We start from the raw sequence: 19591 nt of genomic DNA, 5'->3' as shown, positions 1-19591 counted from the left end.
CGTAGATGTTTCCCCATCTCCCTTTCTAAAATGGTAATAATCTACAGTATCAGACAATTTGTTTTATGGATATATACTTAAGCATTATTAAAACATCTTTAAAATAATGTATGCATAACTTCCTTATCTGTTATAGCAAAAAAGCAGACCTTGATTGGTCTGCTTTTCATTAAGGAAATTTATTTTTTGACTGCCGACAGAATAAAAATGGTTGAAAGGATGGAAAGAGCTCCAATCCATTCCGCTAGACCGAAAGAGACATGAAGCCAAGCAACGGCTAAAAAGGCCGCAGAAAATGGTTCCACACAGGCGAGAAGACTTGCTTCAGATGCACGAATATATTTTAGACTCTCCATATAGCAAAAGAAGGCTAGCAACGTACCAAAAAGAACCACAAAACAGACAGCTAAAAAGGAAGTAAGATTCCAACTACCCTGGAAATCCCAAGGGGGGTGGTACGTTGCGAATCCGACTCCGCCAATTGTCATACCCCAGCCTACAGTTTGAACCGAGCCCCACCTGGAAAGCAGTTTTACAGGAAAAAGAGTATAAAAAGCTAAGGCAAAAGCAGACAATATCCCCCAAAATAAAGCAGGACCTGAGATCGATAGAGATTGGATATTTCCTTTTGTCACTAAAAGAAACGTTCCAAAGAGGGCAAGGAAAATAGCGATCACTTCTTGTTTAGCTGGTAGTGATTTCGTTCGTAAACACATATAACATGCAATGAGTACGGGAGCGAGGTACTGCAAAATAGTAGCTGTGGCTGCATTCCCATATTGTATGGCTGCAAAATATGTATATTGAACCCCAAACATCCCAAGCATTCCAAAAATGAGTATCTGTACAACGTCCTGCTTATTTTTCCAAATAGTCCAGATATTTTGCTTGAGGCCTAATTTTGAAAAGAATAATAACCCAACTCCGGATAGAATTAACCTTGTTACCACAAGCCAATTGGTCGTGAAGCCCTGCTGATGAAATAAAAACTGCGCAACTGTTCCAGAAACACCCCAAAAGATAGCAGCAACCAATACTAAAATAATTCCTCTTGTCCTTGAATAGGACATTACAGCACTTTGTGAATTCATCATAACCCTCCGAAAACAAACGATCGAAACCATCTTATTCTAGTAATTTACAAAAAATTATAACACTTATTTATAAAGGTTTGTTTAAAAATATCATTTATTAACTTAGTTAGACTCTTTTAAGCCGTGAGTTCGCTTTATTCCTTTAACGTATGTTATTATTTTAATCATGTAAAAAGTGGAAAGGATGAGACATGTGTCGTTAGAAAGTGTAAAGGAGCATTTTAAACAGTGGAATCGGCAACAGGATGTCATGGAATTTGAAACATCTAGTGCAACTGTTGATCAAGCTGCCGAAACGATTGGGGTTAGTCCAGCACGGATTGCCAAAACCTTATCGTTTAGGGGTTCTGATGAAAAAGCAATTTTGATTGTTGCCGCAGGTGATGCCAAGATTGATAATAAGAAATTCCGCCATTATTTTGGCTTTAAAGCACGAATGCTTTCGCCAGAGGATGTACTTGAACAGACAGGCCATGCGATTGGCGGCGTTTGCCCGTTTGGATTAAAGAATGACCTAGAGGTTTACCTCGATGTTTCCATGGAACGATTTGAAACAGTTTTCCCGGCATGCGGAAGCACTAATTCAGCGATTGAGTTAACGAAGGAAGAATTATATCAATATTCTTTTGCCAAAGAGTGGGTGGATGTTTGCAAATGTTGGGAAGATGACAAAGAGACGGTGAATACAACTCAACCAATAGAAGTATAGCGTAGATTTGTTCTACGGTATATTAATAATTTGACTAAGTGATTAATATAATTACAGTGATTTTATTTTGAATTTTAGCCATTATAATCATCATAGGAAGAAGGAATCGTGATGAAATTCAAAATATACCGCTGTAATTGCCGGAAAACTTGGTCAATCCAAAACAGAAAATCCAAAGTCCAGGCAGAAACAATACTATTAAATGCAAGTTGGTCAGCAGAACTAAAGCCGAAACGGAAGAGTGACCCCAAAGGGTTCGTTACGACCGATGGAGATGAGGGGATTATTTATAATCCTGACAGTGAAATGGTGAAACAATTCATTAAAGTGAAGAAGTTACTATATGACAAAAAGAATGTAAATTTTAATGTCAAACAAGGGGACTGTTTATACTTCGCTAAGGATGGAACCTGTTTTATTTTAAATCAATATCATAAGGGATCACAGATTAGCGAAGGAGACTAGAGATCTTTGGCAAAAGAGCTTGGTGTCCCAAGCTCTTTGAAATGTTAAGGATTATTTATCTAGGGGTAATGGGTTTTACCGAAATGGCAGGAGAAAAGCTTGTTATCATACAGCCTTCTAAATGTTTATTTGTTAATAAACCTAAATCCAAAGCAGCCTTTATTTTTATATCATCCGGTTTTCTAATGACCTGGATGAGGTCACTCATTTTTAATTCTTCTAATCTTTTTATGGTTTCTTCTTCATTATATTTTTCTGTTTTTCTAATTTGTCTTTGGAGCTTGAACCCACTGACGGTTATTTCACCTTTTTGCTGTGCTCCCACAAGTTTATTAAAATAGTTTTGAAAGGAATCCTTTAGGTGATTCATTTCCAAGTCAATTTCTTTTTTCTGTTTATTTAGCTCATAATACCTATGCAACATCTCACCAGTTATTAAGGTCTCATTGTTATTTACCATGTTCCCGCCTCCGATGCGAACGTATATTCTATAATATGATGGCCCGCATGGAAATATAACCCAAACAACAAATATTTGAACAACTAGCTAATCAGGTATATACTAGGCAGATACAACAATTGGTGACAGGCACCAAAAAGGGGTGAATTTATGATTGAGATTAGAACATCAAAACTTAGTGATGGGGAATTGAATAGAGGGGTATTTGCAACTTGTGATATTTCTAAGGGTGAGCTGATTCATCAGGCTCCCGTTCTTCCTTATCGTAATGAGGAACATGTACATATAGAGAAAACCTTACTGGCGGACTACGCCTTTGAATATGGAAAGAATCACACTGCCATTCTTTTGGGATACGGAATGTTATTTAATCATTCTTATCAGCCAAATGCGACTTATGATATTAACTTTCCAAATCACACCTTTGATTTTTTTGCTTATCGTGATATTAAGGCAGGAGAAGAGATTCTTATTAATTACAATGGTGACGTCGATGATGATGAACCGCTTTGGTTTGATAAAGAAAAGAAACAAGAATAACTCGTTAAACCTGTTTTGAAATAATTATGCTGCACATAGTGATGAACCCAGGAGATGATGAAAACATAGACATTTGCCTATGCCTTTTTATCTTGGGTACAGAACCAGGAAAAGCCTTGAATCATTCAAGGCTTTTTCTAATCAACTCTTCCCGACTTTGATCTTTTTTTTTTTAATACCTCCAATGATTTTTCCAGTAACTCCTGTTCTATTTTCCAATTTGTTCCATACGACTTTTCCCACTCCAATCATTTTTCATATGGATATTATAGCTTGTTAAATAAAAATTGGGGAATTGCAAAAAACAAGGACTTCAAAATTGAAGTCCCATGAATCACTCTATAGAATGCTATTTTTCACAGTCGGACTGTCACTTAAATCATTATCGAGTATAAGGGAAATAGGAATCAGCATGGGGGCAATGTCACCGTTTTGCTCACCATAACCTTGATTCCGTTTGTACGAAATAAAGAAATCGGTCATCTGATTTGGCCCCATATTCAGGATGGAACCATGGTCCAATACATTGACCTTCATACCGCCGAAATTGACGTTCATCGGTGCAAAAATCAACTAGATGCCCCCTTTATTAAACAAGACTGTTTTTCGTGGTATTGCTGTCCGTTAGATCAGGGTCCACTACATATGATATGGGGATGTTCACAGGGGATAAATCACCATTTTGTTCACCGACCCCTTGGTTCCTTTTATAGGACATAAACTGGTCGACAAATTGATTTGGACCAAGATTGATGAATGATGTATTATCCACTGTATTCACTTTAAAACCTAAAAAATTGATGGCCATTGGGGCGATATTCAAGGAAAATCACTCCTAAAATAAATTTATGTGCTTTCTGGACAATGAGTTACATCTACGGACAATTTAACTTACTATTAGGCGAATCGATTCCATCATCATCGAAAACGATATGAATCGGGATGACTGTGACGGTATCATCAGCCATTTGCTGACCAAATCCTTGATTTTTTTTACCATAAACATTCATTCCTGTTAGAAAAGTCGGACCTAGTGAAATAGCACTGCTATGGTCTGGACTATTATTTTTAAAGTTGAATATATTGACATTTGTCGGGATAAAAAACACTTTTTATCCTCCTTCCTGATGAAAAAACCATCATATCTTTTATTCTATTCAGCGAAAAGAGGCATAAGAACAAACACCTTAGGGTCAAAAAAAAAGAAAGTGGGTCAGCCACTTTCAAATGAAGGAAAACTTTTATGGGTTAGTACAGCATATGTTTGTCCTTGTACGAGCATGTAGTGAACATGTCCATTTTAAAAAATTTTTTCAAAAAATAGGCTTAACAAATTTTTTGTATAAGCTCAATGGAGTTATTCTTAGGCGAATTTACCAATGGTGATACCTCATATGAGTCCATTAAATGTTCATCAAAGGGAACAAGCAGAGGTTTTAAGATATGAGTTTCAGTAATACCTGGATTAAGCCAAATGGGCTCATCCTCTTGTTTTAAGATCACAGGCATTCGATCATGAATGTCTTTCATTAATTCATTGGGGCCTGTTGTAATGACAGAACAAGTATAGATTGTTTTTCCATCTGGGGACTTAAACCCTTCCCAAAGACCTGCCATGGCAAATAGTTCATTCGATTTTAGTTGAATTCGCATTGGAGTTTTAGATTTATCATGATGCCGTTTCCATTCATAAAAGCTGTCGGCAATAACCAAACAACGCTTTTTCTTAAAGGCGTTGCGGAAACTTGACTTTTCTGAAATCGTTTCGGACCGTGCATTTATCATTTTGTTTCCGATTGACATGTCTTTTGCCCATGGGGGAACAAGACCCCATTGTAGAAAGCCCATTCGGTTGGACGTTCCGTCATTAATGACAGCTAAGACCGACTGGGAGGGAGCAATATTATAACTTGGAGAATATAGTTCCTCGTCTAGGAAGGATTGGATATCAAAACGATCGATGATTTGATCAATTGTTGCAGTTAATGTGAACCGGCCACACATACTTTTCACCTCAGGTTGTGGATTAGGTTTATTGTCGCAAGTGACTCTTCCGATTACAAAACAATTTCTTATACAAATAGAAGACCTTATAAAAGGTCTTCTATACTTTCAATTATCTCCTTGCAAAATCGACAAAACGAAATTTATCGGGCCGATGCCTTGATTCTGTATATTGGAACAAAGTGGCATCATCTAAATAGACATAGTTTTTAATGACAACCACGTTGTGAAACCCTTCAAGGTCCAATAGGGAACGGTCTTCGTGGTTTGGTTCGACCACAACGATTTCCTTTTTCGCGAAGCTAATTGACAAATTTAGTTCATTTTCAAGATACTGATATATTGAATCAGCACAGATTTCTTCTGTTAGGGTAGGCACTATATTGCTGCATAAATAATCTTTATCTAAAATGATTTTTTCGCCATTTATTTCCCGTGTTCGGACTACCTTCCATACCATGTCTTTGCTTCCAAGCTGTAATTGCTGGCGAATATAGTCATCAGGCTTCATGAACGATAGTTCATTTACGATAGTTGTTGGTTCATTTCCCATCTTACTTGCTAATTCTTTAAAACTAACCAATCCACTGACAGGAAAGTCAAATTTACTGATATCAATGACAATGGAACCTTTTCCTCTAACTTTTTGAATATAGCCATTTTGTGAGAGCAGATTTAATGCTTTTCTGATCGTTTCCCTCGAGGTTTCATATTGATCTTTTAACTCATTTTCAGAGGGAAGTAGGGTTTGCGGAGGAAGTTCTTCATTCTTAATTTGCTCGACAATGCTATTATAAATGGTTAGGTACTTGTTCGTCATCATGACATCTCCGATCATTTTTTCAAGTGATACACAATGGACTCATAGGGACGCAGCATCATTTCCCTAGTTAAAAGGGCAGGGGAGTCCTGATAATTAGAGAGTAACATTTCACTATGATGGTCATCAAGATTTAATTCAGCAGGGAGGCTAAATCTTTTGTCTTCACCGTAAAAATTATTGAAGACAATTAGTTGTTCACAACCGCTTGTCCTAATGAAAGCAAAAAGCTCTGGATCTTGATCCATAATTAACTGGAAATCACCATCTGTAATCACATCATACTGTTTTCGTAATTGTATCAGCTTCTGATAGTGATAGAAAACGGAATCTGAATCTTTAAGGGCTTCCTCTGCATTAATCTCTTGATAGTTCGCAGCCGTATCGATCCAAGGCGTTCCAGTCGTAAATCCAGCGTTCTCACTTGCATTCCACTGAACAGGTGTTCTTGAATTATCTCGGGATTTCTGCTTTAAAATTTCAATGATTTCTTGCTCTTTCATGCCTTTGTTTTTCAAAATTTGAAACATATTTAATGACTCGACATCACGATATTTGTTGATGCTGTTGAAATTTGGATTGGTCATGCCGAATTCTTCACCTTGATAAATATAAGGGGTTCCTTGCATCATATGAAGGGTAGTAGCCAGCATCTTAGCCGATTCTTTATGAAACTCGTGGTCATTTCCAAAACGTGATACCACACGTGGCTGGTCATGATTACACCAGAAAAGGGCATTCCAGCCGCCGCCTTCATTCATTTCTATTTGCCATTCGGACATGATATTTTTTAAAGCTTGAAAATCGAAATCAGCTTTTGTCCATTTATCGCCGCCTGGATAATCCACTTTCAGGTGATGGAAACTGAACGTCATATTTAATTCGTTTTGGCTTGGGTTTGTATAAAGAATACAATTATCAATCGATGTGGAGGACATTTCACCAACCGTCATAATATTGTATTTCGAGAAAACTTGTTGATTTATTTCATGTAAAAATTCATGGATTCTAGGTCCATCTGTATAGAATTTACGACCATCACTGTCATCCTGAGGGAAGTGCTGGTCTTTCGAGATGAGGTTAATAACATCTAAACGGAAGCCGTCGACACCTTTTTTTAACCAAAAATGCATCATCTCATATAGTGCCGCACGTAATTTTTCATTTTCCCAGTTTAAGTCTGCTTGTGTGACATCGAATAAGTGTAGATAGTATTGTTCCGTTGCTTGATCATATTCCCAGGCAGAACCACCAAATTTAGATTCCCAATTGGTAGGAGGCTCACCATTTTTCCCATCTTTCCATATATAAAAGTCACGGTAAGGATTATCTTTTGAAGATTTAGCTTGTTTAAACCATTCGTGTTCTGTGGATGTATGATTAATGACGATATCCATTATAATTTTGATATGGCGTTTATGTGCTTGTTCGAGCAGTAACTCAAAATCTTCCATGGTCCCATAATCTTCATGAATACTGTAATAATCACTAATATCATACCCATTATCTCGCTGTGGTGATTTATAAATTGGCGTAAGCCAAAGGACGTCTACGCCTAGTTCTTTTAAATAATCTAATTTTTCAATAATACCTCGAACATCTCCGGTACCATTTCCTGATGTATCGTTAAAGCTTTTTGGATAGATTTGATAAACGACAGCTTTTTTCCACCATGCTGTTGACATACTAAACACCCGCCTAAAATTTTGATTTATCTAATATGGAAAAGGAGGGAGACGGTCTCCCTCCTCTAAGGAGTACTAATTATTTAGTTAACCTAGACTTATTCAATCTTGTTTTTGCAAAAATGGTAGTCAAGATGAATGGAACTACAATGGCAATCAACATACATACTGCAAATATGCCCATATATTTTGGCTGAATGGAAAGAATACCAGGCAGACCGCCGACACCTATGGAGTTAGCCATAACGCCACTAGCGACTGACACCACGGCAGCGACCATGGAACCAAGCATTGCTGCTAGGAAGGGGAAGCCGTATTTCAGGTTAATACCGAACATCGCTGGTTCTGTAACACCTAAGTAACAAGAAATGGTTGCTGGGATTGAAACTTGCTTTTCTTCTTCATTTTTACGGTTGATAAAGATCATTGCAAGAACGGCTGAACCTTGAGCGATGTTGGATAGGGCAATCATTGGCCATAGGTTTGTCCCGCCAAATTGACTTACTAATTGAAGGTCAATTGCATTTGTCATATGATGTAAACCAGTGATAACAAGTGGAGCGTAAGCGAATCCAAATACTGCTGCAAACAACCAGCCGAATGATGAAGTTAAGCTAGAGTAAACAACATGAGAGATACCAGCGCCGATTTTCCAACCTAGAGGTCCTAAGATGGTGTGCGCAATTAAAACAGTTGGAACTAATGCAAAGAATGGTACGACAATCATTGAAATTGAGTTTGGAACAATCTTACGTAATCTTGTTTCAAAGAATCCTAATGTTAAACCAGCTAAGATTGCAGGAATTACTTGTGCTTGGTAACCAATCATTTTAATTTGTACGAATCCAAAATCCCATGTTGGAATTTCTTTTGCACCTGCCACAGCATAAGCATTTAATAATTGTGGAGAAACTAAAGTAATACCAAGAACGATACCTAGAATTTGAGAGGCACCCATTTTCTTCGCCACAGACCAAGTGATCCCGACTGGAAGGAAGTGGAAGATTGCTTCGCCTATCAGCCAAAGGAATGAGTAAACACCGGACCAAAATTGAGATACTTCAACAATGGTTTTTGTCCCATCATCTAATAGCTTAATGTCACCGATAATATTACGGAAACCAAGGATTAAACCTCCGACTACAAGAGCAGGAATTAACGGAGTGAAGATTTCAGCTAAATGACCCATCATGCGCTGAATCCAGTTTTGATTTTGCTTTGCTGCTTTTTTGGCTTCTTCTTTGGAAGTGCCATCCACACCAGCAACTTTGACAAATTCGTTATAAAAACTTGGTACTTCGTTCCCGATGATAACCTGGAATTGACCCGCTTGCGTAAATGTACCTTTTACAAGTTTGATCCCTTCAATTTTCTCTACATTTGCTTTTGATGGATCGTTCAAAACAAAGCGCATTCTTGTTACACAGTGGGTAACCGCTGCAATGTTCTCTTTGCCGCCAATGTGCTGTAGTAATTCTTTCGAAGGATCTGTGTACTTCGTCATATGTTTTCCCCCTAACAAATGGTCTAACGACCATTTTCCCTCTATTAAAATGTAACTCTATATACATGTGTACGGTTTCAGGATCCATTACATCTTGTATATACAAGTTGTGTTTACGTTTTCATTTTATCTTGTATATACATGTCTGTCAACAAAAAAATTTTAAGTTTTTTAGTATAATTTAGTATAGAGGTAAGACTCTATTTTCCCTTTAATATGGCATATTTATAAGAAAACCATTCTCTAAGTGAAAGCTCAATAAAATAGGAAGTTGATAGGGGGAGATAATGGTATTTTAAAATAGGTATTTAGAATCACTTTCTTACTTTACAGTAATAAATAGTTGATAGAAGATTCGGAAAATGGTAATATGAACTTGTTTAAATTCTTCTGAGTTTAGACCTCCTAATTGTGAGAGCTTAGCCTAGACCACTAAGTTCTCTGTTTGGCCTTTGAATTCTATTCAAAGGTCCTTTTTTGGTGCCTGTCACTATTAACCACAATTGCAATATGAAAAGAGTGCCAATAGACACTCTTTTCATATGAATATTTTATGAGAGAAAAAGCTTGTTTCATATTAGCTCAAAAAAATGGTATTATGTCATATGCACTGTTTGAATATGGTGGAGGTTAATATAGATCGGATCTTCTTTAGCACTAATCAATTCAACAAAATTATTGTTAATGGTTTGGATTTTTCCAATAACATTTTCGTTTTCACCAATATTAAATACGATTAATTCTCCGATTAATTTTTCGATTTGAACTTCAAAGGACCTCGCAAACGAAAGATTACTTGGACTTACAGGCAGACTCGCATTACTTAACCCATAAGGACGCTGATTATTCGTATATGGGATTAACCATTTTAAATGATTCAAGGATATAAACATGGTTTTGTAAATTGGTGAGTAAAATACAAAGTAATTATTCATTATGCTAATGATATAACCATGTATAGCTTGGTTACTTGTTACATAAATTTCTGTGAAAATTCCTTTTGCAGCGGTTAAGGTTTTTCGCAATGAAATCTCTTCATTATGATTATAAATCGGTTCCGGTTCATCATTAAAATTAATTTCATCAATTTCATATGGTTTTAAGAACTGCCAGTTTTGTATATGAATGGTTGGGATATATAGGTAGTCATTGCCGTTAAAAATGACCCATAAATCACTCCCGATATCCACTAGTAATCCAAAAATGAATTTCTTACCAGATATTTCTAGTTTAATATACTTACCTATATTTTCTTTCATTTTCACGGACATTCTCACATCCTTTCTTTGGTATTTCCAAATACAAATAGAGAAGGGCTGATTTAAATGAGCTTAATCTGCCCAGCTCATATTTGTAAGAGGATATGTGATTCCGCCCAAAAGCTTGTCTTGAAAAGGATAAATTTAAATTCATAAAAGGGTGATAGCGATTAGAATCTGAATGTTCGATTATTATTTCTAGGCCATCCGTTAAAAGGGAAGTTTCTTTCTTGATTTTGAGTAACGGGTTCTTCTTTAAAACTGACGGCTTTGGTTTCTTGCCCTTTTTGTTTCCACACTTTTTGAGGATCATTATTAAATTTATAAGAATAAACTGTTTCTTTTTTATTTGATTCGGCTGATTCCGATACAGCGGATTTTGATGTGGATGTCGTTTCTTGAGGTTTTTCCTGTTTCTTTTCTTTTTTAGATGATGATTTCCCAGATGAATGGTTACTTTCCTTGTTAGACTTATGTTGTGAATTCACTTCTTGAGTTTTACTTTCGTCATTCTTCTTCTCTTTTTGGACCATTTCATTTTTTGTTTTTTTCATTTCGTTTTTGAAAAATTCATTTTCATCTTGCTTCTTCTGATTTGTAGGAGGGGAGTCCTTTGTTTCTTCTAAGCTTGATTCAAATTTGATTGGAAGTGGCCATAACTTCGTAACTTTCTTTTCTTCGACCCCCATAATAGTAGAGTCTTTTTGTTTATTGCCTTTTTCATTGTTAGATTGGGATTTAGCCATTTTATCACTAGAACCACTATAATAGGTCACTGACTTATAATCTTTCGGTTCTTGAAAAGGAATATCTTCTTTATCCTTATCTTTTTTCTGGTTTTTCTCCTTATACTTATCCGTATCCTTTTTCTGGTTTTTCTCCTTATCTTTATCCGTATCTTTTTTCTGGTTTTTCTCTTTATCCGTATCCTTTTCCTTTTCGTCTTCTTTTTCCTCGCCTTTATCCTTTACTTCATCTTGATTTTGAACTTGTGTTTCATTTTTACTATCTGATTTTTTTTGATTCTTTTTCTTAGGCTCTTCTTTAACAAAGCCTTTTAGAATATTAGATATTTGTGCTACCTTAATTAAAATTCGCTCTTCGCCATTAATTAACGTAACAAAGTCTTCATCAATTTCACTTAAAACACCGTAAAATTTTTGTTTATTAATGCTTAAAATCGTTACCCAAGAATAGTGAAAAGAATGTAAAAGTTCATGTAAGCTTTGAGTTTTTTGAAATTCAACAGATGCTCCCACAGGAATAAACTGCCTCGTATTTTTAAGGACCGCTTGAATTTTTTCAATATTGTAATAGAAAATATATTTATCATCTGTTTCAAGGACAACATGATCCGTTTCTACTCCAATCAGTTTTCCTTTAAAAATATCTTCACCCACATAAAGATTTACTTGAAAACCCTTCAGTAAATCCAATGCAGCTGTAAACTTTTCCAATCCCATGTGTTATCCTCCTATATGAGATAATTTGTCGCTTCTCTGTTTGAGAAGCGACATAATGTTTAATCATTATCTTCGTCGTTATCATCACTTTGATTATTATTATTATTGTTGTTTGAATTATTTTTTGAATTATTAGAGTTATTAGAATTATTATTAGAATTATTATTAGAATTATTGTTCGTGCTGCTACTACCTCCGCCATTACCTAGACTTTCTACCATTAATCCATAGCTGATATTTCGAATATGCTTCATTGAAAAACGGACGACTTCATCTTGGACGATTAGTGAAGCATAGTGTTTGTTAGCGTCACTAAGTACACCTTCTAAGGACTCTTGACCGCCATCCCGATTGATCCTTACCCATTGAAATCTAATACTTTCTAAAAGTTTATGAAAGTTTTCAGCGGACTTGAAATCTAAATTGTCAGGAATATTCAGTCCTAATTTCATGGCATCTTTAGAACTTTCAGTGATACTTCTGACATGATTCGTTTTGTAGTAGACGACGCCGTCACTTTCTGTCAAGAGGACAAAGTAATCTTCAAATACTGCAAGTAATTTCCCGATTCTTGATTCCGGACCGCCACGATCTACCCGAATTGTTTTACCCACATGCATGTTCATAAGTTCTCTATCCATAAAAGTTTTTTCCTCCTTTAATTAAATAAACATTTACACTGCATCTATATGTATCACGGGGTGATGTTGTACTAATAAAGAGGCCCTTTTTCATAATTTTGATAAAAAATAGGCAAAAAAAAGTATATGATATTCAACCATATACTCATCCTCACTGGAGTTTTATCATTTCTTGTTTTAAATAGGCATTTCTGTTTTGAATGAAATCTAAAATATAGTCCTTTTCTTTATCGAGGTCTTCAGCATTTATTTTAATAAACGGATCTAAATAAATATTGGGCTTTAATTGATGAAAAAGGTTTTCTAAAATGTCTTCTTGGGCCCCAGTTGTAAAATCATTTTCAAGACATGAGGCAAGTATATCTCGATATACTTCTTTAAATTTAGGAAAATGGAGTAATCTAGCTGTTAGAGTATTATATCCTGTTATAGGAATATAGTTATATCTTAATCTTTTTCCGTGTATATTTCTCCCCCATGTTCCGTCATAATCCCAAGGGGAAATTTCAAAAGTATCATTTTCACTATTTTGATATAGTGCGTAATTATGAATAAAGCCATCAAAATTTTGGGTGCAAACCACTCCGGCAAGCCATGTCAAATATTGATTAACATTTAGCACAGTTGTAATTTGTTCTTCAAACTGGTCATTGCCTAAAGTGTTTGTCATGGCGACTAATTTTTCTACCGCTGCAAGATCGCTTTTAATACCATATTTAACTGTATATCCCTCAGTTAATTTGGTTTTTAATTTCTTTTTAGGAGTTAGCAGGGAGAAATTTGCACGATTATTAGTGGCATAAATAATAGGACCTAGCGGCAATTTTCTTTTTTGTAAAAGAAATTGATCGAAGGACTCTAGCTCTAGGTAGATTCCCTTACAAACTCCATTAATATATAAAAGAACATGTTTGGAGTGGGGGGAGATGACACCAATTCGGTCAAAGAAGTCTAGGGAAAGCTTGTTACGGCAAAGAGATTTGTCACTGAACTCAGCATTTAAATGGATCTCATGGGCTCCATTTACTTGAAAAGGTTTTTGAAAAACGATATTATATGATTTTTTTTTCTTTTCTCTAATTAAATCTCCTCGATAAGTGATTCCTATTGTATATTGATTGGTACCAATCTTTAGTGTGGCTGGCATATGCTCATTTGCCCAAATATCATTGTCTAATTGGTTTAACAATTTTGGATTGATAATAATTTCATATTTTTCCAATTTAATTACCCCTATAGCACCTATTTTTTAGAATTGTATGCACTCATGAATGCATTGGTGCCGTTTATGGGCAAATGGTTAATTGTAAAAAAATGGGCGTTTACCTATTACATATCATTCTATTTCCCCATAAAGTAACATTGTATAAATAAATTTTGAAAGTGGTGGAAAAATGAGCGTAATGATGAAAGAATTGTTAACACAGGCTCAAGAAAATGGAGTTATTGAATTTCTTGTTAACAATCCTATAGAAATGAAGGGTAACAAAAATAATAGCGGCAACAAATCTGGTAACAAGTCAGGCAATAAATCCGGCAAATCTGGTAACAAGTCAGGCAATAAATCTGGCAAATCTGGTAACAAGTCAGGCAATAAATCTGGCAAATCTGGCAACAAGTCAGGAAACAAATCTGGTAAATCTGGCAACAAGTCAGGCAATAAATCCGGTAAATCTGGTAACAAGTCAGGCAATAAATCCGGTAAATCTGGTAACAAGTCAGGCAACAAATCCGGCAAATCTGGCAGCGGATCTGGCAAAGGATCTGGCAAATCTGGCAACAAATCTGGCAAATCTGGCAGCGGATCTGGCAAAGGATCTGGCAAATCCGGCAACAAATCTGGCAAATCTGGCAGTGGATCTGGCAAAGGATCTGGCAAATCCGGCAGCGGATCTGGCCATGGATCCGGCAGTGGATCAGGTAGCGGATCAGGTAGCGGATCAGGTAGCGGATCTGGCAGCGGTTCTGGTAGTGGATCTGGCAGCGGATCAGGTAGCGGATCTGGCCATGGATCTGTCGGTGTCAAACCGGGACCAAAACCACCACTTCCAAAGGGAGATAAGGGACCAGGACCAAAAGGCGATAAGTAAAAGCTGAGAGATGGGCTTTACCTTTATTCGAATATTAAAAAAAGCCGATACCTCATGTATCGGTTTTTTTATTTATCATAAATTCACTATGAACCCCAAACGGTAGTTCAAAACTACATAAATTTATAAAAAAAAAATATAGATAAATGCTGATTTGATTAAACCCGAGATATTCGTTTAGAACAAGCCTTCTTATTAGACGTACTATATTGCAAAGGACAAGAAGGATATAAACGGAAAAATAAAGAGGGAAACTAAATGAAGGGAGTAAATTCATTTTGATGTATCATCCAATGACGGTAATTATTACGATTTTTGCTTTTGTCCTTACAATGGTGCTGATTTTCATCCGTCCCAAAAATATGAACGAAGCAATCCCAGCCTCAATCGGAGCTGTTCTCGTATTTTTTAGCGGTAGTGTATCGACGGGGGACTTGCTTGACATCAGTTCAAAAGTAACAGGGGCTGCCATTACCATTATAGCCACAATAGTTATGGCAATTGTGCTTGAAAGCATAGGATTCTTCAGCTGGACCGCCGCACTTATGCTCAAACTTTCAAAGGGGTCTGGCTATAGATTATATTGGAATACTTTGCTGCTATGCTTTCTCATGACATTATTTTTTAATAACGATGGAAGTATATTAATTACAACTCCCATACTAATCTTAATATTAAATAACTTAAAATTAAAAAATTCAGAAAAAATACCTTATCTTTTAAGTGGTGCGTTAATTGCCACTGCTTCAAGTGCACCGATTGGAGTTAGTAATATCGTCAATCTCATTGCATTAAAAATTATAGGATTGGACCTTTATCTTCAAACGGAAATGATGTTTGTTCCAGGAGTTCTCGGTCTGTTGTTCTTATCCTATATACTGTACCTCGTTTTCAAAAAAAGAATTCCTGCAGAAATCCGTTTTCACTCATACTCCATTCCGCTGCAGAAAAACCGACCATTCCATCCACTTCAAGAAAACTCAGATAGCCTGTTTGACCAGCAAAAAAAATTAATGATTAAAATGTTAATCTTTGTTTTTATAGTAAGAATTAGCCTTTTCGTGGCATCTTTTATCGGTGTATCTGTATCCCTTGTTGCAGTTTGTGGTTCACTGCTCCTATTAATTTGGAGATGGATTTATTTAAAAGTGAAACCAACTGATGTTCTAAAGAAAATACCTTGGCACATTTTAATTTTCGCCTTCTGTATGTACGTTATAATTTTTGGCTTGCACAATATCGGATTAACGGCCTATTTAGTCGAAAATTTAAAACCACTCGTCCATGACAGTTTTATTCACGCAAGTTTAACCATGGGTGTCATCACGGCATTTTTAGCAAACATTTTTAACAACCACCCAGCATTAATGGTGTCTACTCTGGCGTTAACGGAAATGGGACTGGATCCTCTATTAATGAAAACGGTTTACTTAGCCAACATAATAGGCAGTGATGTTGGTTCACTTATTCTTCCAATTGGGACTTTAGCAACCTTGATTTGGATGCACATATTAAAGAAAAGTAAAATACGGATAACCTGGCTAGAATATATCAAAGTGACCTTAGTGGTCATTCCACCAACTCTAATTTTCACTTTAATTAGTTTGTATTTTTGGCTTTTGATCTTTTTTGTTAAATAAAATAGCAGCCGCCATCAATACATGAGCGGCTGCTTTTATTATTTACCTATTTTTATAATAATGTTCCATGATCTCATCAGGAACCATGCTTCCTCCTGTTGCCCAAACAATATGAGAAGCATGATTTATTTTTTCAATCAAGGGGTATTTTCGTAGATTCCCATTTCTTTCTTGCCATATTCTAATCGGTCCAATCATTCCGGCGAGGGAAGATGGTTCTAATTTAATTTCCTCTGTATCAACTAAATTTTTTAAAAGAGTAAATAGCTCTTGATCTCTAACTGTATAGGCTCCTGAAAGAATGGGTTGGATAATCTTGCCGACAAATCCTGAAGGTCTTCCCACAGCAAGCCCATCGGCAGCAGTAATATTATCAACACCAATGTCTTGGACGGAAATTTTCTCATGGAGTCCTGTCATTAATCCTAGTAACATGCAAGGTGAATGAGTTGGCTCTGCGAAAAAACAGTGAACATGGTCTTGGAATATTAATTTTAAGCCAAATGTAATGCCACCAGGAGCTCCACCTACACCACAGGGAAGATAGACTAGCAATGGATGATTTTCATCGACTTTAATCCCAAGCTCTTTTAATTGTTTTTGTAACCTTAAGGCGGCTACGGCATACCCGAGAAATAAATGCGGTGAGTTCTCATCGTCCACGAAATAACAAAGAGGATCTGATTCTGCTTGTTTTCGACCTTCCTCGACCGCTTTACTATAATCTGCTTCATACTCGATGACTCGCACGCCTTTGCTTCTAAGCAAATCCTTTTTCCATTGCTTCGCATCAGCTGACATATGAACACTGACTTTAAATCCTAACTTCGCACTCATAATCCCTATACTTAATCCTAAATTACCTGTCGAACCAACCACAATTGTATATTGAGTGAAGAACCTTCGAAATTCTTCACTGGCTAAAATGGAATAATCATCTTTTGGAGTAAGTAGTTTCTGTTCAATCGCTAAATCCTCTGCATATTTTAGGACTTCATAAATTCCTCCTCTAGCTTTAATCGAACCGGCAATAGGGAGGTGGCTATCACATTTTAACCATAAATCCCCTAAAAATGCCTGGTTATAGATTTCGACTAATTTCTGTTTCATCGCGGGGATTTTTTTCAGGTTTGATTCAATGATTCCATTGGATAACTTGGTTTCAGGAAAAACTTTCGCTATATAAGGAGCAAATCGTTTCAGTCGTTCATCTGCATCCTGCACATCTTCTAACGTAAACGGGGATCCTTTCAAGCCATTATGCGTCGTTTGGATGCCTGGATTGAACCAAAATACTTCTTCAAGTAATTTCATTTTTTCAAGTAGGACAAGGCTCTCGGCGTCGAGTAAACTTTCGATATTTGATAGGGTCACTTTTTTGTCCCTCCAATGGTTTATTAGATACCTTTATTTTAACATTCCAAGATTACTAGTTGAATGGTTTCATCTTTTTCCCGCCAAGAGGACTATGCCCAATCAAAAAAATCTCCTAAACCATGACAAAAAATGATTAGGCATCAACAATACTTGGATTTATGTTGAAAGACAGGTAAAATCTAAGTTATGGTGTTTTTTAATACTATATTACATAGAATGGGGCAAGACCAATGATTGCAAAAACAGAAGAAGATTTTAAGGCTTTAAAAGAAATCGGAAGAATTGTGGCATCGATAAGAGATGAGCTGGTGAAAAGAGCAGTACCAGGGGTTACCACAAAGGAATTGGACGACATCGCTGCTGAACTATTTGACAAAGAGGGTGCCATTTCCGCTCCAAAGGGTGAGTATGATTTTCCTGGCTATACTTGTATTAGTGTAAATGAAGAAGTTGCACACGGAATCCCTGGGGATCGCGTAATCCAAGAAGGGGACCTAGTTAATATCGACGTTTCCGGTTCTAAAAACGGTTATTTCGCAGATACCGGCGTTTCCATTGTGGTTGGAAAAGGAGAAGAAATCCTAACAAAAATCTGTGATGTGGCTAAAGAGGCCTTTGAAGCAGGATTACAGAAGGTAAAACCAGGATCTAGAATCTCGGGTATGGGTAAAGTTGTCCACCAGGTTGCGAGAAAGCATGGGTTAACGGTCATCATGAACCTAACGGGTCACGGGATAGGCAGGACGATTCACGAAGAACCTGAGTATATCTATAATTATAACGAAACCTCTGACCATGGGTTATTAAAAGAAGGCATGGTGATTGCCTTTGAACCGTTTATATCCACCTTAGATGAGGAAGTATTTGAACTTGAAGATGGCTGGACATTTGTAACCGAGCAAAGCTTTGTGGCGCAATATGAGCATACATTGATTGTGACAAAGGATGGACCGATTATTTTAACTAAATAACTACTGGAAGAAAAGCGTATTCCATTTTACGCTTTCTTTTTTTCCCTTTTCTGTAACCACAAAAGTATCCCGTTTTTATTGACTAATTTCAAAAATTACATTACTATTATCTCATATTCAAGATATTTTATTTCAAAACAACTTTAAACTGGATATAGGATATGCTAACCATAAAGGAGTGAAATCCTTACAAAAAAGGTCCAATCCATATCCATGTTATCCTAGGCAGTTAGAGCTATGAAAGGGGAATAGCAATGAAACATATTTTTCAAAAAGGAAAAAATCCTAAAAAACCAACATTACTCTTACTTCATGGAACAGGAGGGAATGAATTAGATCTGCTTCCGCTTGCGGGAATGATCGATGATGAAGCATCTGTGCTAAGTGTCCGGGGAAATGTACTAGAAAATGGCATGCCTCGTTTTTTCCGAAGATTAGCAGAAGGTATTTTTGATGAGGAGGATCTTGTCTTCCGTACCAAGGAACTAAATGCGTTTCTTGACGAATCAGCACAAAAATATGAGTTTGAGCGTAATCAAATCATTGCCGTTGGCTATTCAAATGGTGCCAACATTGCTGCAAGTTTATTATTTCATTATCAACACGCAATAAAGGGCGCGATCCTTCATCATCCGATGGTTCCAAGAAGAGGGATTGAGCTGCCTGATTTAACTGGAAAAAATGTGTTTATTGCTGCTGGTACGAATGACCCAATTTGTCCCCCTGTAGAGTCTGAAGAGTTACAATCCTTATTGCAAAAGGCAAATGCAAAAGTAGCACTCCACTGGGAGAATCGAGGACATCAATTAACAAGGGAAGAGGTAGAAGCGGCTGCCGAGTGGTATAAAGAGATTATCGGGTAAGGGAGG

The 19591-nt window shown here is 36.5% G+C and carries 21 protein-coding genes; 6 read left to right on the top strand and 15 right to left on the bottom strand.

What is annotated here, in order from left to right; genetic code table 11:
• Nucleotides 1-179: 179 nt before the first annotated feature.
• The gene (locus tag JOC76_RS13295) at nt 180-1091 is read right to left on the bottom strand and encodes a DMT family transporter (protein WP_205178292.1); all 912 of its coding nucleotides are present in this window, start codon (nt 1089-1091) and stop codon (nt 180-182) included.
• Between the two features lie 196 nt (nt 1092-1287).
• Between JOC76_RS13295 and JOC76_RS13290 the strand changes: the two genes are divergently transcribed.
• Together JOC76_RS13290 and JOC76_RS13285 are read left to right on the top strand one after the other, a co-directional pair.
• A complete protein-coding gene (locus tag JOC76_RS13290; RefSeq protein WP_205178290.1) occupies nt 1288-1803 on the top strand; it encodes a YbaK/EbsC family protein in 516 nt (171 codons plus the stop codon).
• Between the two features lie 111 nt (nt 1804-1914).
• Nucleotides 1915-2268, top strand: a complete 354-nt coding sequence (locus tag JOC76_RS13285) for a hypothetical protein (protein WP_205178288.1) — start codon at nt 1915-1917, stop codon at nt 2266-2268.
• A gap of 55 nt (nt 2269-2323) precedes the next feature.
• Here the strand turns inward: JOC76_RS13285 and JOC76_RS13280 are convergent, their stop codons facing one another.
• On the bottom strand, nt 2324-2728 hold the full coding sequence (locus JOC76_RS13280; protein ID WP_205178286.1) for a hypothetical protein: 405 nt from the start codon (nt 2726-2728) through the stop codon (nt 2324-2326).
• Nucleotides 2729-2878: 150 nt separating this feature from the next.
• Between JOC76_RS13280 and JOC76_RS13275 the strand changes: the two genes are divergently transcribed.
• The gene (locus JOC76_RS13275; RefSeq protein ID WP_205178284.1) at nt 2879-3268 is read left to right on the top strand and encodes an SET domain-containing protein; all 390 of its coding nucleotides are present in this window, start codon (nt 2879-2881) and stop codon (nt 3266-3268) included.
• A 339-nt stretch (nt 3269-3607) separates the two neighbouring features.
• Here the strand turns inward: JOC76_RS13275 and JOC76_RS13270 are convergent, their stop codons facing one another.
• The 12 genes from JOC76_RS13270 to JOC76_RS13215 all read right to left on the bottom strand — a co-directional run bounded on the left by JOC76_RS13270 (nt 3608) and on the right by JOC76_RS13215 (nt 14670).
• On the bottom strand, nt 3608-3841 hold the full coding sequence (locus tag JOC76_RS13270) for a hypothetical protein (protein ID WP_205178277.1): 234 nt from the start codon (nt 3839-3841) through the stop codon (nt 3608-3610).
• Nucleotides 3842-3857: 16 nt separating this feature from the next.
• On the bottom strand, nt 3858-4091 hold the full coding sequence (locus tag JOC76_RS13265) for a hypothetical protein (protein WP_205178275.1): 234 nt from the start codon (nt 4089-4091) through the stop codon (nt 3858-3860).
• Between the two features lie 52 nt (nt 4092-4143).
• Nucleotides 4144-4377 carry a hypothetical protein gene (locus JOC76_RS13260; RefSeq protein WP_205178273.1) on the bottom strand — a complete coding sequence of 78 codons (234 nt, stop codon included), beginning with the start codon at nt 4375-4377 and terminating at the stop codon, nt 4144-4146.
• Between the two features lie 217 nt (nt 4378-4594).
• A complete protein-coding gene (locus JOC76_RS13255; RefSeq protein WP_205178271.1) occupies nt 4595-5272 on the bottom strand; it encodes an SOS response-associated peptidase in 678 nt (225 codons plus the stop codon).
• Nucleotides 5273-5384: 112 nt separating this feature from the next.
• The gene (gene treR / locus JOC76_RS13250) at nt 5385-6092 is read right to left on the bottom strand and encodes a trehalose operon repressor (protein WP_205178269.1); all 708 of its coding nucleotides are present in this window, start codon (nt 6090-6092) and stop codon (nt 5385-5387) included.
• A 14-nt stretch (nt 6093-6106) separates the two neighbouring features.
• Nucleotides 6107-7777 carry an alpha,alpha-phosphotrehalase gene (treC, locus tag JOC76_RS13245; protein WP_205178268.1) on the bottom strand — a complete coding sequence of 557 codons (1671 nt, stop codon included), beginning with the start codon at nt 7775-7777 and terminating at the stop codon, nt 6107-6109.
• A 79-nt stretch (nt 7778-7856) separates the two neighbouring features.
• A complete protein-coding gene (treP, locus tag JOC76_RS13240) occupies nt 7857-9281 on the bottom strand; it encodes a PTS system trehalose-specific EIIBC component (protein ID WP_205178267.1) in 1425 nt (474 codons plus the stop codon).
• 596 nt (nt 9282-9877) lie between these two features.
• On the bottom strand, nt 9878-10540 hold the full coding sequence (locus tag JOC76_RS13235) for a YwrJ family protein (protein WP_239557719.1): 663 nt from the start codon (nt 10538-10540) through the stop codon (nt 9878-9880).
• A gap of 170 nt (nt 10541-10710) precedes the next feature.
• A complete protein-coding gene (locus tag JOC76_RS13230) occupies nt 10711-11997 on the bottom strand; it encodes a hypothetical protein (protein ID WP_205178264.1) in 1287 nt (428 codons plus the stop codon).
• Between the two features lie 65 nt (nt 11998-12062).
• On the bottom strand, nt 12063-12644 hold the full coding sequence (locus tag JOC76_RS13225) for a hypothetical protein (RefSeq protein ID WP_205178263.1): 582 nt from the start codon (nt 12642-12644) through the stop codon (nt 12063-12065).
• A gap of 151 nt (nt 12645-12795) precedes the next feature.
• Complete coding sequence (locus tag JOC76_RS13220; RefSeq protein WP_239557718.1) at nt 12796-13866, bottom strand: CotH kinase family protein; 1071 nt, start codon at nt 13864-13866, stop codon at nt 12796-12798.
• A 207-nt stretch (nt 13867-14073) separates the two neighbouring features.
• The gene (locus JOC76_RS13215) at nt 14074-14670 is read right to left on the bottom strand and encodes a hypothetical protein (RefSeq protein WP_205178262.1); all 597 of its coding nucleotides are present in this window, start codon (nt 14668-14670) and stop codon (nt 14074-14076) included.
• A gap of 357 nt (nt 14671-15027) precedes the next feature.
• Here JOC76_RS13215 and JOC76_RS13210 point away from each other — a divergent pair, with 357 nt between their 5' ends.
• A complete protein-coding gene (locus JOC76_RS13210; protein ID WP_239557717.1) occupies nt 15028-16374 on the top strand; it encodes an arsenic transporter in 1347 nt (448 codons plus the stop codon).
• 42 nt (nt 16375-16416) lie between these two features.
• Here the strand turns inward: JOC76_RS13210 and dsdA are convergent, their stop codons facing one another.
• A complete protein-coding gene (gene dsdA / locus JOC76_RS13205) occupies nt 16417-17748 on the bottom strand; it encodes a D-serine ammonia-lyase (protein ID WP_372441949.1) in 1332 nt (443 codons plus the stop codon).
• Nucleotides 17749-17981: 233 nt separating this feature from the next.
• On the opposite strand from dsdA, the gene map reads away from it, so the two are divergent.
• Together map and JOC76_RS13195 are read left to right on the top strand one after the other, a co-directional pair.
• Nucleotides 17982-18722, top strand: coding sequence for a type I methionyl aminopeptidase (gene map / locus JOC76_RS13200; RefSeq protein ID WP_205178261.1), 741 nt, complete (start codon nt 17982-17984; stop codon nt 18720-18722).
• 254 nt (nt 18723-18976) lie between these two features.
• Entirely contained in the window at nt 18977-19585 is a 609-nt protein-coding gene (locus JOC76_RS13195) for an alpha/beta hydrolase (RefSeq protein WP_205178260.1), read from the top strand.
• The last annotated feature ends 6 nt before the right edge of the window (nt 19586-19591 follow it).

The organism is Neobacillus cucumis, assembly GCF_016908975.1.
Classification (GTDB): domain Bacteria; phylum Bacillota; class Bacilli; order Bacillales; family Cytobacillaceae; genus Neobacillus; species Neobacillus cucumis.
This window is presented reverse-complemented; position numbering and strand designations above follow the sequence as displayed.

Coding starts and splice junctions, on each gene's coding strand:
- JOC76_RS13210 (WP_239557717.1), top strand. CDS start 15,028: ATGACGGTAATTATTACGATTTTTGCTTTTGTCCTTACAATGGTGCTG.
- JOC76_RS13275 (WP_205178284.1), top strand. CDS start 2,879: ATGATTGAGATTAGAACATCAAAACTTAGTGATGGGGAATTGAATAGA.
- JOC76_RS13255 (WP_205178271.1), bottom strand. CDS start 5,272: ATGTGTGGCCGGTTCACATTAACTGCAACAATTGATCAAATCATCGAT.
- JOC76_RS13285 (WP_205178288.1), top strand. CDS start 1,915: ATGAAATTCAAAATATACCGCTGTAATTGCCGGAAAACTTGGTCAATC.
- JOC76_RS13235 (WP_239557719.1), bottom strand. CDS start 10,540: ATGAAAGAAAATATAGGTAAGTATATTAAACTAGAAATATCTGGTAAG.
- JOC76_RS13225 (WP_205178263.1), bottom strand. CDS start 12,644: ATGGATAGAGAACTTATGAACATGCATGTGGGTAAAACAATTCGGGTA.
- JOC76_RS13280 (WP_205178286.1), bottom strand. CDS start 2,728: ATGGTAAATAACAATGAGACCTTAATAACTGGTGAGATGTTGCATAGG.
- JOC76_RS13195 (WP_205178260.1), top strand. CDS start 18,977: ATGAAACATATTTTTCAAAAAGGAAAAAATCCTAAAAAACCAACATTA.
- treP (WP_205178267.1), bottom strand. CDS start 9,281: ATGACGAAGTACACAGATCCTTCGAAAGAATTACTACAGCACATTGGC.
- JOC76_RS13295 (WP_205178292.1), bottom strand. CDS start 1,091: ATGAATTCACAAAGTGCTGTAATGTCCTATTCAAGGACAAGAGGAATT.
- treR (WP_205178269.1), bottom strand. CDS start 6,092: ATGACGAACAAGTACCTAACCATTTATAATAGCATTGTCGAGCAAATT.
- treC (WP_205178268.1), bottom strand. CDS start 7,777: ATGTCAACAGCATGGTGGAAAAAAGCTGTCGTTTATCAAATCTATCCA.
- map (WP_205178261.1), top strand. CDS start 17,982: ATGATTGCAAAAACAGAAGAAGATTTTAAGGCTTTAAAAGAAATCGGA.